This is a genomic window from Ruminococcus sp. SR1/5 (assembly GCF_000209835.1).
GTDB lineage: Bacteria > Bacillota > Clostridia > Lachnospirales > Lachnospiraceae > Blautia_A > Blautia_A fusiformis.
In genome coordinates this window covers 1,298,805-1,313,211 of sequence record NC_021014.1, presented here as the reverse complement: position 1 = coordinate 1,313,211, position 14,407 = coordinate 1,298,805, and the positions used below count along the sequence as shown (strand labels likewise).

General features: G+C 45.9%; 14 protein-coding genes and 2 pseudogenes. 4 read left to right on the top strand and 12 right to left on the bottom strand.

The annotated features are described in order from the left end of the window. Positions 1 to 12 precede the first annotated feature (12 nt). From CK1_RS06800 to CK1_RS06780, 5 genes are all read right to left on the bottom strand, one after another. A complete protein-coding gene (locus CK1_RS06800) occupies positions 13 to 978 on the bottom strand; it encodes a beta-ketoacyl-ACP synthase III (protein WP_015525537.1) in 966 nt (321 codons plus the stop codon). 278 nt (positions 979 to 1,256) lie between these two features. Next, on the bottom strand, positions 1,257 to 1,529 hold the full coding sequence (locus CK1_RS06795; protein WP_015525536.1) for a DUF1294 domain-containing protein: 273 nt from the start codon (positions 1,527 to 1,529) through the stop codon (positions 1,257 to 1,259). 56 nt (positions 1,530 to 1,585) lie between these two features. Continuing rightward, positions 1,586 to 2,152 (bottom strand): tRNA 5-(aminomethyl)-2-thiouridylate-methyltransferase MnmM, encoded by a 567-nt coding sequence (gene mnmM / locus CK1_RS06790; protein WP_015525535.1) that lies wholly within the window; start codon positions 2,150 to 2,152, stop codon positions 1,586 to 1,588. A 23-nt stretch (positions 2,153 to 2,175) separates the two neighbouring features. Next, positions 2,176 to 2,667 (bottom strand): GNAT family N-acetyltransferase, encoded by a 492-nt coding sequence (locus tag CK1_RS06785; RefSeq protein WP_015525534.1) that lies wholly within the window; start codon positions 2,665 to 2,667, stop codon positions 2,176 to 2,178. A gap of 14 nt (positions 2,668 to 2,681) precedes the next feature. Then, positions 2,682 to 3,320, bottom strand: coding sequence for a Crp/Fnr family transcriptional regulator (locus CK1_RS06780; protein WP_022427177.1), 639 nt, complete (start codon positions 3,318 to 3,320; stop codon positions 2,682 to 2,684). Between the two features lie 291 nt (positions 3,321 to 3,611). Between CK1_RS06780 and CK1_RS06775 the strand changes: the two genes are divergently transcribed. After that, a complete protein-coding gene (locus CK1_RS06775; protein WP_015525532.1) occupies positions 3,612 to 5,405 on the top strand; it encodes a flavin reductase in 1,794 nt (597 codons plus the stop codon). Between the two features lie 221 nt (positions 5,406 to 5,626). Here CK1_RS06775 and CK1_RS06770 read toward each other — a convergent pair whose 3' ends face one another. Next, complete coding sequence (locus tag CK1_RS06770) at positions 5,627 to 6,757, bottom strand: glycerate kinase family protein (RefSeq protein WP_015525530.1); 1,131 nt, start codon at positions 6,755 to 6,757, stop codon at positions 5,627 to 5,629. Positions 6,758 to 6,958: 201 nt separating this feature from the next. Here CK1_RS06770 and CK1_RS06765 point away from each other — a divergent pair, with 201 nt between their 5' ends. After that, positions 6,959 to 7,111: a helix-turn-helix domain-containing protein gene (locus CK1_RS06765; RefSeq protein ID WP_255363779.1), complete on the top strand. Its 153-nt coding sequence runs from the start codon at positions 6,959 to 6,961 to the stop codon at positions 7,109 to 7,111. 13 nt (positions 7,112 to 7,124) lie between these two features. Here CK1_RS06765 and CK1_RS06760 read toward each other — a convergent pair whose 3' ends face one another. Beyond that, positions 7,125 to 7,397 carry an acylphosphatase gene (locus tag CK1_RS06760; RefSeq protein ID WP_015525529.1) on the bottom strand — a complete coding sequence of 91 codons (273 nt, stop codon included), beginning with the start codon at positions 7,395 to 7,397 and terminating at the stop codon, positions 7,125 to 7,127. Between the two features lie 249 nt (positions 7,398 to 7,646). Between CK1_RS06760 and CK1_RS06755 the strand changes: the two genes are divergently transcribed. Continuing rightward, the gene (locus CK1_RS06755; protein WP_015525528.1) at positions 7,647 to 8,165 is read left to right on the top strand and encodes a nitroreductase family protein; all 519 of its coding nucleotides are present in this window, start codon (positions 7,647 to 7,649) and stop codon (positions 8,163 to 8,165) included. A gap of 184 nt (positions 8,166 to 8,349) precedes the next feature. Here the strand turns inward: CK1_RS06755 and CK1_RS06750 are convergent, their stop codons facing one another. The 3 genes from CK1_RS06750 to CK1_RS06740 form a co-directional block, all read right to left on the bottom strand. Beyond that, positions 8,350 to 9,261, bottom strand: coding sequence for a LysR family transcriptional regulator (locus CK1_RS06750; RefSeq protein WP_015525527.1), 912 nt, complete (start codon positions 9,259 to 9,261; stop codon positions 8,350 to 8,352). A gap of 77 nt (positions 9,262 to 9,338) precedes the next feature. After that, positions 9,339 to 9,779 carry an SH3 domain-containing protein gene (locus CK1_RS06745; RefSeq protein WP_306288818.1) on the bottom strand — a complete coding sequence of 147 codons (441 nt, stop codon included), beginning with the start codon at positions 9,777 to 9,779 and terminating at the stop codon, positions 9,339 to 9,341. A gap of 86 nt (positions 9,780 to 9,865) precedes the next feature. Further along, on the bottom strand, positions 9,866 to 10,291 hold the full coding sequence (locus tag CK1_RS06740; protein WP_015525526.1) for an SH3 domain-containing protein: 426 nt from the start codon (positions 10,289 to 10,291) through the stop codon (positions 9,866 to 9,868). 365 nt (positions 10,292 to 10,656) lie between these two features. Here CK1_RS06740 and CK1_RS18805 point away from each other — a divergent pair. After that, positions 10,657 to 11,746: pseudogene (locus tag CK1_RS18805) on the top strand (DnaJ C-terminal domain-containing protein). 91 nt (positions 11,747 to 11,837) lie between these two features. Here CK1_RS18805 and CK1_RS06730 read toward each other — a convergent pair. Beyond that, positions 11,838 to 12,929, bottom strand: a complete 1,092-nt coding sequence (locus CK1_RS06730; RefSeq protein WP_015525523.1) for a PTS sugar transporter subunit IIC — start codon at positions 12,927 to 12,929, stop codon at positions 11,838 to 11,840. 49 nt (positions 12,930 to 12,978) lie between these two features. After that, positions 12,979 to 14,104: pseudogene (locus tag CK1_RS06725) on the bottom strand (aldo/keto reductase). Positions 14,105 to 14,407 lie beyond the last annotated feature (303 nt).

Genomic DNA, 14,407 nt, shown 5'->3' with positions numbered 1-14,407 from the left:
TTAACAGGGGCTTTAATACTCGATCAGGCTTGCTCCGTACGTCAGTCCGCCGCCGAAGCCTGCAAGGACCATTCTGTCACCCCGCTGCAGTTTTCCACTTTTTTTCATCTCATCCAGGAGGATAAGAAGACTTGCGGAAGAAGTATTGCCGTATCTGTCCATATTCATAGGGAACTTGGAAATGTCTTCGCCCAGCCGCCTTGCTGCGGAACGGATGATCCGCTCATTTGCCTGGTGGAGAAGATAATAACTGATATCTTCACAGGAAACCTGCTCTCGGGAAAGAAGCTCCTTCACAGCCTCCGGTACCTTGCTCACGGCAAAGCTGAACACTTCCTTTCCGTTCATCTGTATGTAAGTTTCCTTTGCCTTCGGATCATTTTCATAACGGATCTGATTTCTGCTCTGTAAGGTAAGTGCACCGCCTTTTTTTCCAATGGAATGGGTTACCTGTGCATAGCTTCCACCCTCTTCTGCTCTCAGCACGACTGCTCCCGCACCATCCCCGAAAAGAATGCAGGTGCCACGATCTGTCCAGTCCGTTAAACCGGATAGTTTTTCCGCTCCGATCACAAGGGCATTCCTATATATTCCCTGGGCCAGGTATGCCTGCGCAGTGTTCAGTGCCAGAAGAGATCCTGTGCAGGCGCCGTTCAGATCAAAGCAGGTAGCCTTTTCCGCTCCGAGCCGCTCCTGCACCCCACATGCCACACAGGGCATGATCTCTGTTGGAGAAATGGTTGCCACAAGGATCAGATCGATTTCTTCTGCCTTCATTTCTGCGTCTTCCAGAGCTTTTAATGCTGCCCCCGCTGCCATCGTCACAGTATCTTCGTCCTCTTTTGCAATATGTCTCTGTACCACACCGGTTCTTTCCCGAATCCACTGATCACTGGTTTCCACCATCTTTGCCAGATCGTTGTTATCCCACACTCTGTCCGGTGCCCACGAACCGGTTCCACATATTTTACCTGTCATATTTTTCTCCATGATATCTGTCTTAAATCAGTCTGTATAAATCTGTACTGCTGTTCTCTGAATTATCTTTTATCTTAAAATATTTTGATTATCAAATTATATCATCATAAAAGTATTTGTCAAGAAGGAATTTTTTGAGCATCCTTTTATGAAAAAAATAACAGCTGCCCCAGGCGTGGAGTATTGGTCTCTCCTCTGTCCTGTGACAGCTGTCTTATTTTTTTCAGACAGGTATTGTATTTATGGTTATTGCATTTATAGTTATTGCCTTCATAGTTTTACTTCATCACCCACTGTACCAGGCACACCACACCAATCTGCACCAGCAGTATCACCGGTACACCAATTGCAAATCTGGCTTTTCGGGTTTTGTGGTGAAAAAATCTCATGCCAAGGATCGCCCCGACGCTGCCACCGATGACAGCACTTAAGATCAAGGTCTTCTCCGGGATCCGCCATTTATTACGACGGGCTTTCTGCTTGTCAACTCCGAAAAGCACAAAGGCCAGGATATTGACTGCAAGCAGATAATAATATATGTAATCATTCATGATAGCTCCCTCCGGGCTCTGTGTCCTGTATTTCGGACAGTAACCGATTTATGTATTCATTGCAGTTTGATGATCAGCACCGGTATGGGCGGATCATTAGGCCGGTTTGCATATTCCGACAGGATCACCAGATATTTATGAGGATCCAGCTGACGGATAAACGCAAGCATCTCATCCCGTTCCTGATATCCCGTATCCCCGCCACTGTAAATGCAAAGTGTCATAAGTCCGCCTTTTTTCAGAAGCTTAAGTCCGCTTTCTACCGCTCTTTTGCTGCTGTCTGCTCTGGTCGCCACCGAATGGTCTCCGCCGGGAAGATATCCCAGATTAAAGGTGATGCAGGACACGGTTTCTTCTTCTGCATAAACATCCATATTCTCATGAGACTCCAGAAGAAGCTGATAATTTTCCGGACAGTTATCTCTTTTCAGTCGCTCCTTCGTATGTTCCAGTGCCTGCTTCTGAATGTCAAAAGCCAGAACCCGTCCCCTTTTTCCTGCAAGCTGGCTTAACAGAGCCGTGTCATTGCCATTTCCCATTGTTGCATCGATACAGATGTCTCCCGGCATGACCTGCTGCCGTATAAAATGCTGCATGTATGCAGTGATCTGAAGATTTTTCATTTAAAAATCCTTTCAAAATTCTCTTACAGTTCATGATAATACGGACAGATATCCTCATAATGTCCATCCTTCATACGGAACCCCTTCGGGATCACGCCAAGCTGGGTAAATCCAAGTCTCTCATAAAGATTTCTTGCAGGAACATTGCAGGCCACAACCGCATTAAACTGCAGGACACCAAAACCATGCTCTTTTCCCCGGGTCAGACAGTCGGATACCAGCTTTTCTCCTATGTGAAGTCCTCTGGAATCTCTGCTTACCGCATAGCTGGCGTTACAGATATGACCGCATCTTCCGATATTATTCGGATGAAGAATGTAAAGTCCGTAAACTTTTCCGCTTTCCGCATCTACTGCTGCAGCTGTATAGGTCTGTTCTGAAAAAAAAGCTTTTCCTGTCTCTTCGTTAAGGCATTCTTCCTGTGGAAAAGCCACACCGTCTTCTACAACCTCATTCCATATCCGGATCAGATCCGGAAGATCTTTTTCTTCGTATTTTCTTACTGTAACATTCATGATGATCTTCTCCTCTATTTAAGCAGCTCCACATTCCGTCCGTTTCTTCGGATCACACCCTCATCCGAAAGATTTTTGATCTCCCGCATCATGGCACTACGGTCCACACTTAAGTACTGGGCCAGTGCGGTATAGGACATGGGCAGCTTGAATTTCCCGGCATTTTTTTCCGCAGCCAGAGAATGCAGATAGGCTATCAGCTTCTTTCTGGTGGAGGATCGTGAAAGCATGTATATCCGATCCGTCTGCTGCCTGGAACGGAGGGCTGTCATCTGCAGAAGATTACTGACCATCTGGCTGTGATGATGACAGGCATTTTCACAGCGCTTGATCACATGCTCATAATCAATAAACAGCACCTTCGTCACGGTAGTAGCACATACATAATAATGCTGGGAATCTGACGGAAGCAGAAACGGTTCGCCAAATACACTGTCCCTATTCAGTTCATCGATGACATACTCATTTCCATCCTCGTCACAGCAGTAGAGAACTGCTCTTCCCTCCTGGATCAGACCGATCTTTTTCATGGAGCTGGAATATTCCATGATGGTTTCTCCATTCTGAAAAACTTTCTCCCGGACTTTAAAGCAGACACGCATTCTTTCCTGTTCTTCGGGCAAAATATCCGTAAATAAAGTGATATGCTCCATAAATTTTCCTCCCACCGGCAAAATACTCTTCCGCATATCTGTACTTTCCTCTTTGTATACAAGACTATGTAAGAGGACTCTCAAAGCAACTATCCGCATTTTATTTTGCTGCATGTTTCTGATTTTATACCAGCACGAAAAAAATGTAAAGTCTGGAAATTTTTCCTGTTTTGTTGTATTTGCAACAGTTTTTGCCATCAATTTCTGTTATATTTTTATCAAAGTTAAGAAACAAACAAATCACTGAAGCATATAAATAAATCCACCATAGAAAGAAAAGAGGAATCGCTCATGAAAATCACAGATACCATCAAATATGTAGGCGTTAATGATCATCAGGTTGACCTTTTTGAGGGCCAGTACAAAGTGCCGAACGGCATGTCCTACAACTCCTATGTGATCCTGGACGAAAAAATTGCGGTTATGGATACGGTAGATGCAAATTTTACTCACGAATGGCTTGATAATATCCAGAAAGTTCTGGGCGACCGGAAACCGGATTATCTGATCGTACAGCATATGGAACCGGATCACGCAGCCAACATCGCAAACTTCCTGAAGGCTTATCCGGACACCATCGTTGTTTCCAACAAAAAAGCCTTCGCCATGATGCAGAACTTCTTTGACCTGGATCTGGAAGGTCATCAGATCATCGTAGATAACGGCGGAACCCTTTCCCTTGGAAAACACGATCTGACTTTTGTATTTGCACCGATGGTTCACTGGCCGGAGGTTATGGTCACTTATGACAGCACAGAAAAGGTTCTTTTTTCCGCAGACGGCTTCGGAAAATTCGGCGCCCTGGATGCAGAGGAACCATGGGACGATGAGGCAAGAAGATACTATATCGGCATCGTTGGAAAATATGGTGTGCAGGTGCAGAATCTTCTGAAAGTAGCCGCAGCTCTGGATATCCAGACCATCTGCCCACTCCACGGACCGGTTCTTACTGAAGATCTTGGACATTATATTAGCCTCTATGATACCTGGTCTTCCTACACACCGGAGGATGACGGAATCGTGATCGCCTACACTTCTGTATACGGTCATACAAAAATGGCCGTTCAGCAGTTGGCCGATAAATTCCGCAGCAAAGGATGTCCAAACGTTGTTGTCTATGATCTTGCAAGAGACGATATGTCCCAGGCACTGAGCGATGCTTTCCGTTACTCCAAGCTGGTTCTCGCAACCACCACATATAATGCAGGCATCTATCCGTTTATGAACGACTTTATTACCCGTCTGACAGAGCACAACTTCCAGAACCGCACGGTAGGACTGATTGAAAACGGAACCTGGGCACCGCTGGCAGCGAAGGTTATGAAAGAAATGCTTTCCAAATGCAAAAAGATCAGCTGGCTGAATACCACAGTTAAGATCATGTCTGCAGTAAATGAAGAAAACCGCAGGCAGATGGAAGCTATGGCTGATGAGCTCTGCCAGGAATACATTGCAAAAAGCGATGATCTTGCCAACAAGAATGATATGACTGCTCTGTTCCGCATCGGTTACGGCCTCTATGTGGTAACCTCCAACGATGGCAAAAAGGACAACGGTCTGATCGTCAATACCGTTACACAGCTTACCGACAACCCATATCGCGTGGCTGTCAACATCAACAAGGCAAACTACTCTCACCACGTGATCCAGCAGACCGGTATCATGAACGTAAACTGCCTGTCCACAGATGCTCCGTTCTCTGTTTTTGAGCAGTTCGGCTTCCAGTCCGGCAGAAACACCGATAAATTTGCCGGACAGAAAGTAAACCACTCCGACAACGGCCTGGTATTCCTGGACAAATATATCAATGCTTTCATGTCCCTGAATGTAGAAAACTATGTGGATCTCGGCACTCACGGAATGTTCATCTGCAGCGTCACAGAGGCCCGTGTCATGAGCGATCAGGATACCATGACTTACACCTACTACCAGAAACATGTAAAGCCAAAGCCACAGACCGAAGGCAAAAAAGGCTGGGTATGCAAAGTCTGCGGATACATCTATGAAGGCGATGAACTTCCGGAAGATATCATCTGCCCGCTGTGCAAGCATGGCGCTGTGGATTTTGAGCCGATCGAAGGATAAGACTGAAATCCCCATAAATTGATTTAATCCGGTTACAGCTCCCTTATTTTTACAAATTATAAACCACAAAAAAGACAGGCTTCTGAGGTGGCCTGTCTTTTTGTATTATCATCCAATGTCTTCTCAACGTCTTTCACCAAATTTATTCTTACAGCAGATCAGACACTCACGCTCTGTATTTCTGCAGGAATCCTGAAATTTACGGATCATATGCCTTTTATTTATTTCATCAGTCTGATAACCTGCTCTGCAGTATCTGCCAGATTCTGCTTGGCATTCTCATTTTTCATGGCCTCCTCCAGAGTTACCACTCCGCGGAGGATCGGGAAAAAGGCATCAATCCCTGCATCGTTGCAGGCTCTTGCGTCACGCTGTACGGCACCTGCAAAGGCGATCACTTTTTTGCCATATTTCTTTGCAAGCTTTGCAACACCTACCGGCGCTTTTCCCATGGCTGTCTGTCCATCCATACGTCCCTCACCTGTGATCACAAGATCCGCGTCTTTGATGTAGTCCTCAAGTTTTGTCTCATCCAGCACGATGTTGATCCCGGATTCCAGAACTGCATCGGTAAAGGTCAGGAATGCAAATCCCATTCCGCCGGCAGCACCTGTTCCCGGATACTTTGCATCTGCTTTCGGAAAACGCTCCTTTGCAAGCTCTGCGTAAGCACCCAGCCACTGATCCATGTCCTGGATCATCTCCGGTGTAGCACCCTTCTGCGGTCCGTAGATGGCACTGCATCCAAGCTCTCCGCAAAGAGGATTTGTGACATCGCAGGCAACACGAAATTTACATTCTGCAAGCTCCGGGATCACATAGGCATCTGTGATCTCTGTGATGTCTTTCAGGCCTCTTGCTCCCGGAAGGACCTGCTTTCCGTCTTTATCCAGAAATGCATAGCCAAGTGCCTGAAGCATTCCCACACCACCGTCATTGGTGGCGCTTCCGCCGATACCCACAATAAATCTGCGGCAGCCTTTTTCGATGGCGTCCTTGATCACCTCACCGACACCGTAGGTTGTGGTATAAAGAGGATTTCTTTTTTCGTCCGGCACCTGCGTGATCCCTGCTGCACCAGCCATTTCGATCACTGCGGTCTTTGTGCTTTCGATGATGCCATACTCACAGATCACCGGCTCGCCAAGAGGCCCCGTAACCTTTACGTGCTCTGTTTTTCCGTTCATTCCTGCGACAAGGGCTTCCACGGTTCCCTCTCCACCGTCTGCCAGTGGTCTTACCTGAACTTCTGCGTCCGCATCCACACGATGGATACCTTCAGCAGCTGCAAAACCTGCCTCCATGGATGTCATACTGCCCTTAAAAGAATCGATCGCTGTTACTACCTTCATTTTATTTTCCTCCTGTATGATTTTTATGTAAAGCTGATATCCGTACTCTCCGTTCTATCATTCCGTGTACCGGAAACGTGAAATGTTCATTTACGTGTCAGGCGGATATTTTCTGCGCAGCTCTGCAGCCAAATAACTGTTCTGCTGTTTGGTTATCAGCTGTCCCCGGATGAAAAGAACCTTCTGTGAACTTATTTTTCCCTGGAAATGTCTCTGGCTGATGCCGCAGAGAAGCTTTTTCTCCACAAAAATACTCTTCAATATAAATTAAACCACATTTATAAAAAATGTGGTCTCAATCCCCGAAAATTCCGGGACGCTGTTCTGTTGTATCTGGCACTGGAGCTGGAATGAACCGGCTATTTCACTATTCTCTCACATGAAAGCCAAACTCCTCCTCCAGTGGGATTTCCCTTGCTTCAATCCCCTCGATCTCCACAAAGCTCTGCTGAGAAAGGCGTTCTACCATCTCCCGGATTTCTTCTCTGGTTCCCTGTACTTCCATTTCCACACGATCATCCCAGAGATTCCGTACCCAGCCGGTCAGTCCCATGGACTGTGCAATATAATAGGAGCGGTAACGAAAGCCTACTCCCTGTACTCTTCCTGAAAAATAAAAATGTTTCCGAATCTTTTCCATCTGGCACCTCATATTTTCTGTCTTAACTATTCTGTCTCTGTATCTCCACCCGAAATTCTCCCGCATCCGCCGCAGGAATATCATAACCAGATTATATAATATTTCTTTATAAATTGTAAAGTTATATCCTTCTATCTATTGGAAACTATAATCATCTGCGTTATAATGGTTTTTATCAGAATAAAAAGAAATTTACTTTCTTTTGCAGAAAATATTTTCAACAAAATTTAACATCAGGAGGTAATGATCATGAATGAAAGCATCAAAAACCTGTTAGAACGCAGAAGCATCCGCGCCTACAAAAAAGAGCTTGTTCCGAAAGAAACTCTGGATACGATCCTGGAGGCGGGAGAATATTCCCCCAGCGGCATGGGACAGCAGAGCACTCTTATGGTAGTGACACAGGATCCGGAGCTGGTTGCAAGGCTTTCCAAAATGAACGCAGCTGTTATGGGCAGCACCTCAGATCCGTTCTACGGCGCCCCAACTGTGATCATTGTCTTTTCCGACAGCAAAATGGGCACCTGTGTGGAAAACGGAAGTCTTGTGATGGGAAATCTCATGAATGCCGCACATGCTCTCGGCGTGGACTCCTGCTGGATTCACCGTGCAAGAGAAGTTTTTGACTCCGAGGAAGGAAAAGAGCTGAAGAAGCAGTGGGGTGTTCCGGAGGAATATATCGGCGTGGGCCACTGTGTTCTTGGATACCGTGACTGTGAGTATCCAACAGCCAAACCGCGTAAAGATGGTTTTGTGATCCGTGTGTGATCGGCTTGCAGAATAAAATTTCCACTGCCAAAAACTTTTAATGTAAATAAAGATCTGACAGATTCCTGCATGATACGCATCGCTACGTATCTGAGAATACACAGGGAAACAACCCTCCGGTATCATAAATACCAGAAGCTTTTCCCGTCTTCTCCGGCAGTGATCTGTCAGATTTTATTTTCTCTTATTTCAGTGCTTTATCCTTATATCTAGAAATCTCCTCCAGATATTTTTTCCCAAGGGCACTGATGTTAACACCCTTTCTGGCAACATAACCGATTGTCATGATCTCATCGGAATCCAGCTTCACAGCACAGTAATCGGAACCATTAAGATCCTCACAGATAATACCGGAGCATAAGGTATATCCATTCAGTCCTACCATCAGGTTCAGCATAGTAGCCCTGTCATCGGCTTTGATCAGCCGTTTGTATTCATAGGTGCTCAAAACCTCCTCAGCAAAATAAAAAGAGTTATTTCCTCCCTGTTCAAAGGACAGACACGGATATTCCTTCAGTTCTTCCAGCGTGATCTTCTCACGCTTCGCCAGAGGATGCCCCTTCCACATATAAACGTAGATCCGACAGTTGAGAAGTTCGTGAAACTCCAGACCATACTCGTGAAACATTTTTGTAAGTACCTTACGGTTAAAATCATTTACGTAGAGGATCCCGATCTCACTCTTGAAATTACGGACATCCTCGATGACCTGATGCGTCTTGGTCTCGTGGACCGCAAATTCGTACTCATCCATGCCGAATTGCTTTACCAGCTCCACAAAGGCATTAACTGCAAAGGTATAATGCTGCATGGAAACACTGAATTTTTTGCGTGACTGTTCCTTGGAAATATATTTGGCTTCCATCAGTTCGTACTGTTCCACCACCTGCCTTGCATACCCCAGAAATTCTTCGCCTGCAGGCGTTACGGCGATTCCTCGGTTCGTTCTTCGGAAGATCTCAACACCGGTTTCTGCTTCCAGCTCCCGGATTGCCGTGGAAAGACTGGGCTGAGAAATATAAAGGCTTTTTGCTGCCTCGTTCATAGATCCGGCTTTTGCAATTGCTATGGTATATCTGAGCTGTGCCAGAGTCATCTTTCTGCCTCCCCGTTTCTTGTTCCGGCTTTCTGTTCCTCTTCAGGCAGATCCGGCAACAAGCATCCTTTATCTTTTTATTTAAGGTAGTTCTTATCTACATATCCTTCTTTTCCAAGCTTCGGAACATATACATACCAGTAAGTACTGTCTTTCTTCTCAATGACTTCTACCGTATCTCCGTTATTCAGCTGGGCGATCTCATTGTCCTTGTCATACGCCTTTGTACTGCGCAGAGCCAGATAGCCGCTTTCCACTTTAACAGTCATGGATGGAGTTGTCGTACCTGAGCCTCCGGTAAGATAGTTCCTGTCAACATAACCGGTCTTATCCAGCTGCGGAACATATACATACCAGTACTGATCGTTGCTGGTGTCCTTCACCTGAACCGTGTCACCGGTATTCAGCTGTCCGATCTCATTGCTTTCATTATAGGCTGCCTTATTGCGAAGGGCAAGATAACCAGTTTCTACTTTAACTGTCCACAGACCACTGTTGTAAATATACCGGTTATCCACATATCCGGATTTATCAAGCCCCGGAGCATATACGTACCAGTAAGTAGAATCACTGCTGTCCTTTACAAGAACGACATCTCCGGTATTCAGACGTCCGATCTCGTTACTGTCATTGTAAGCTGCGGTACTTCGAAGAGCCAGATAGCCTTTTTTACCTTTACTGTCCAGGAATCGTTGGAAGCTGTGGCGTTCTCTACTATCTGGATATAGTTTTTGTCCAGATATCCGGATTTATCCAGTCTTGGCACGTATGCATACCAGTAGGTAGCGTCCTTCCGATTTGTAACTTCCACAAGATCTCCTGTATTCAGCTGTCCGATCTCATTGCCTTTGTCAAAAGCCTTCTCACTCCGGAGAGCCAGGTATCCATCTGTGACTTTGACTTTAAAAGTGGTTCCTGCTGCTGCCTTTGCCTCCCGGATCGTCGCCGGAAAAGCTGCTGCCAGTATAAGTGTCAGAAGTACCAGCCTTTTTACTGCCTTTATATGGGACAGAAGAGTTCTTTTTCTCATATTATACGCCTCCTTTTCTTTTTTGGATCTTTCTCTGATCTGCGGCTCTCTCTGTTTTTTATTTACTGAGCAGACCGCACCGGAATTTATGGTAGTATTATATCATATTTTCAGCTGATAGCTGTAAGAATCACATCTCTTATTGCAGTCCAAAATGTTCTTTTCCACAATGCAGGTATTGACACTTTTAATTAGTAGTGTTATATTACATGTAGAACAAGATAAAAGTAATGCCCCCGGGATTTTTCCCGGGGAATTTTATACGCATACGTTCAATATATGACAGTCCGGGAGATCTGTCCTCTGAGAGGACAGATCAATCATCCGGGACGCTGCAGACTATAATATAAGGGAAGGTGAATACCATGGCAGTAAAAAGAGATTATTACGATGTTCTGGGCATTGACCGGAACGCAGATGAAAAAACAATAAAAAAGCCTATCGTAAACTGGCCAAAAAATATCATCCGGATACAAACGCCGGTAATGCAGATGCCGCAGATAAATTTAAAGAAGTAAACGAAGCCTACGATGTCTTAAGTGATCCAAAGAAGAAAAAATGTATGATCAGTTTGGTCATGCCGCATTTGAAGCAGGAGCTGATCCTGGAGCCGGCGCAGGTGCCGGTGGATTCGGCGGATTCCAGGGTGGCGGCAATGGCAGCTATCAGGAATTTCATTTTAACGGTGAAAATATGGACGATATTTTTGGTGATATCTTCGGAAATATGTTCCACGGCAGTCACGGCGAAAGCCGCGGTTTCGGCAGCAATGGCACATATGAGCATTTCACCGGTAACGGTGGCGGCTTTCACAGTGGATTTGGCGGAAGTGGCTTTCACAGTGGCAACGGCTTCGGCGGATTCCATCAACAGGATTTTCCGCAAAAAGGCTCTGATGTGAAGGCCAGCATCAACGTTACCTTTGATGAGGCAGCTTTTGGTGCAGATAAAAGGATCTCTCTGTCCGGTCCGGACGGAAGCTCCGGTGCACCGCAGACACTTCAGATTCATATTCCGGCAGGTATTGATACCGGCAAGAGTATCCGTCTGAAAGGAAAAGGCATGCCCGGAACCGGCGGCGGTGAGCCTGGTGACCTTCTTCTGAAGGTTACCGTAGGAACACGTCCTGGCTATGAACGAAAGGGATCGGATGTTTATACCACCATTTCTATTCCTTACACAACCGCTGTTTTCGGCGGTGAAGCCACCGTTCCCACCCTTTACGGAAATGTTATCTGTAAGATCAGGGAAGGTATGCAGTCCGGTTCCAAGATCCGCCTGAGAGGAAAAGGCATTGTTTCCATGAAGAACCCTTCCGTCCGCGGTGATCAGTATGTAACCATTCAGATCCAAGTTCCTCAGAATCTGAATTATTCCGCAAAAGAGAAACTCCATGAATATGCAAAGGCCTGTGGACTGGAACGGAGTAATGCCACCGGATCACATGTAGCATAAAAGTTAAAATAAAAGAGTATCACAAAGCTCATCACTATCAATGAGTTCCTGTGATACTCTTTTTTGATTTTAAAGTAAGATCTGATATAGCTTATGACAGCGTCATATCTCCATCTTTCACCCATCCGAGCTTACGTACAAACATATTGATCAACGGGCAGAGAACTGCCGGGAGAATAAAAGAGATCAGGAAAAGTCCTGCCCAGTCCATAGCTGTAACAGCTGTCTTGGTTCCTTCTGCAATATCATTCATCCATCCTGTATACACACCGATCTGACCTACAAAACCGCAAGTACCCATTCCTGAGGATACAGCAGTTCCGTTCATCTGAAGCCTGAACAAGCAGGTTGCAATAGGTCCTGTGATAGCAGATGTTACGATCGGAGCGATCCAGATCCTTGGATTTCTGACAATATTCCCCATCTGGAGCATGGAAGTTCCAATTCCCTGAGAGACAAGACCACCCCATTTGTTTTCCCTGAAGGACATGACCGCAAAACCTACCATCTGCGCACAGCAGCCCGCTACTGCAGCGCCGCCTGCCAGTCCGGTAAGTCCCAGAGCCGCGCAGATCGCAGCAGAAGAGATCGGCAGCGTTAGTGCGATTCCAACAAATACAGAAACCAAGATTCCCATAAAGAATGGCTGCAGATCTGTTGCCCACATGATCACGCTTCCTACCTTCATGGCAGCTTTTCCAAGAGCCGGTGCCCACCATGCGGAAAGACCTACGCCCACACCGATGGTTACAAGAGGCGTTACAAGGATATCGATCTTTGTTTCCTTTGAAACTGCCTTACCGATCTCAGCTGCAACAATGGCAACAAACAGTACAGCCAGAGGACCGCCTGCTCCGCCAAGTGCGTTGGAGGCAAATCCAACGGTGATCAGCGAAAACAATACCAGCGGCGGGCAATGCAAGGCGTAACCGATGGCTACTGCCATGGCAGGGCCGCTCATGGCAGATGCCAGAGAACCTACTGTATACTGGGTATCATTGACTGTGGCAACTGCCATAGTCAGAAACGGAATGTGAAACTGTGTGCCAATGGTGTTGATGATCGTACCGATCAGCAGGGAACAGAAAAGTCCCTGTGCCATAGCTCCCAGTGCATCGATACCATATCTCTTCAGAGAGATCTCGATATCCTTCCGTTTTAGAAATGCTTTGAATTTTTCCATTTTTAAACTCTCTCCTTACCCTGATCCGCTTCCTGCCGGATCAGTTCCTTTATTTGCAAAAAGCCTCGCTTACTTTCTCAAGTTCCTCGCGGATGGAAATATGCTGCGGACATACTTCCTCACACTGTCCGCATTTTATACATTCATCTGCACGCTTTCTGCCATGACTGGCTACCAGCCAGTCTTCCTGATGCGCTGCGGCGGCTTTATTTCCGTACAATGTCAGATAATTCATTGCTGTAAAAGAACCGGAAATTCCAATTTCCATCGGACAGACCTTTGCACAGTAGTTACAGGTTGTACATGGGATCAGAGGAATTTTGCTCATAGCCTCTCTTGCCTTATCAAGAGTCTCCTTCTCACTGTCAGTAAGGCCATTGAAATCCTTCATAAAGGAAAGGTTATCCTCCATCTGTGCAACATTGCTCATTCCGGAAAGTACGGTGATCACGCCTTCCAGATTTGCCGCAAAACGGATCGCCCAGGATGCTGTGGATGCTTCCGGCTCTGCTTCCTTCAGAAGCTTTTCCACTGCTTCCGGCGGAGTTGCAAGCATGCCGCCTTTTACAGGTTCCATGATAATGACCGGTTTTCCATGTTTTCTGGCTACCTCGTAGCAGGCTCTTGACTGGATCACCGGATTTTCCCAGTCTGCGTAATTGATCTGCAGCTGTACAAATTCCATTTCCGGATGTGCAGTGAGAAGTGCATCCAGCTCCTCCGGTGTGGAGTGGAACGAAAATCCTGCATGTCTGATCAGACCGGCTTCCTTCTGTTCATGGATCCAGTCCCATAAACCGTACTCATCAAAATATTTTGTTCTGTGCTCTCCAAGATTGTGGAGAAGATAAAAGTCGAAATATCCTGCCTTTGTTCTCTCCAGAGATGTTTTAAACTGTGCAAGAGCTTCATCTCTTGTCTTGCAGTTGATCCAGGCTGCCATCTTGGTGGCTAACTGATATTTTTCTTCTCGGATAACGCTCTACCAGCGCTTCGCGGATAGCATCTTCGCTTCCTGCATAAGCCCATGCTGTATCAAAATATGTAAATCCGGCTTCCATAAATTTGTCCACCATGACTTTGGTCTGCTCCACATCGATCACACCTTCTGATTTCTGCGGAAGTCTCATAAGGCCAAAACCAAGTTTTTTGATCTCTTCACCTAAATATGCCATATCTTTCTCCCTTCTTATTACATACCGGAAAATTCCTCATATCATCTGATATATCACCGGATAAGCAATATTTCTGACACAGATATCTCCCGGACCGTTATATTTTTGCCGCAGAGAAACTGCGTTTCTCCTATTATAACGATATTTTTCCTGGTGGTAAACCTTTTTCTTTTACAAGTGTCAAGACAATGCCTGCATTACGTCTGAATTTTTGCAGAAAACAGAAAAACAGCTGCCACACGTTTATCGCACGGCAACTGTCTTTTGTCCTATCAGTTCATCTTTGTTCTTTACACCTCAGAT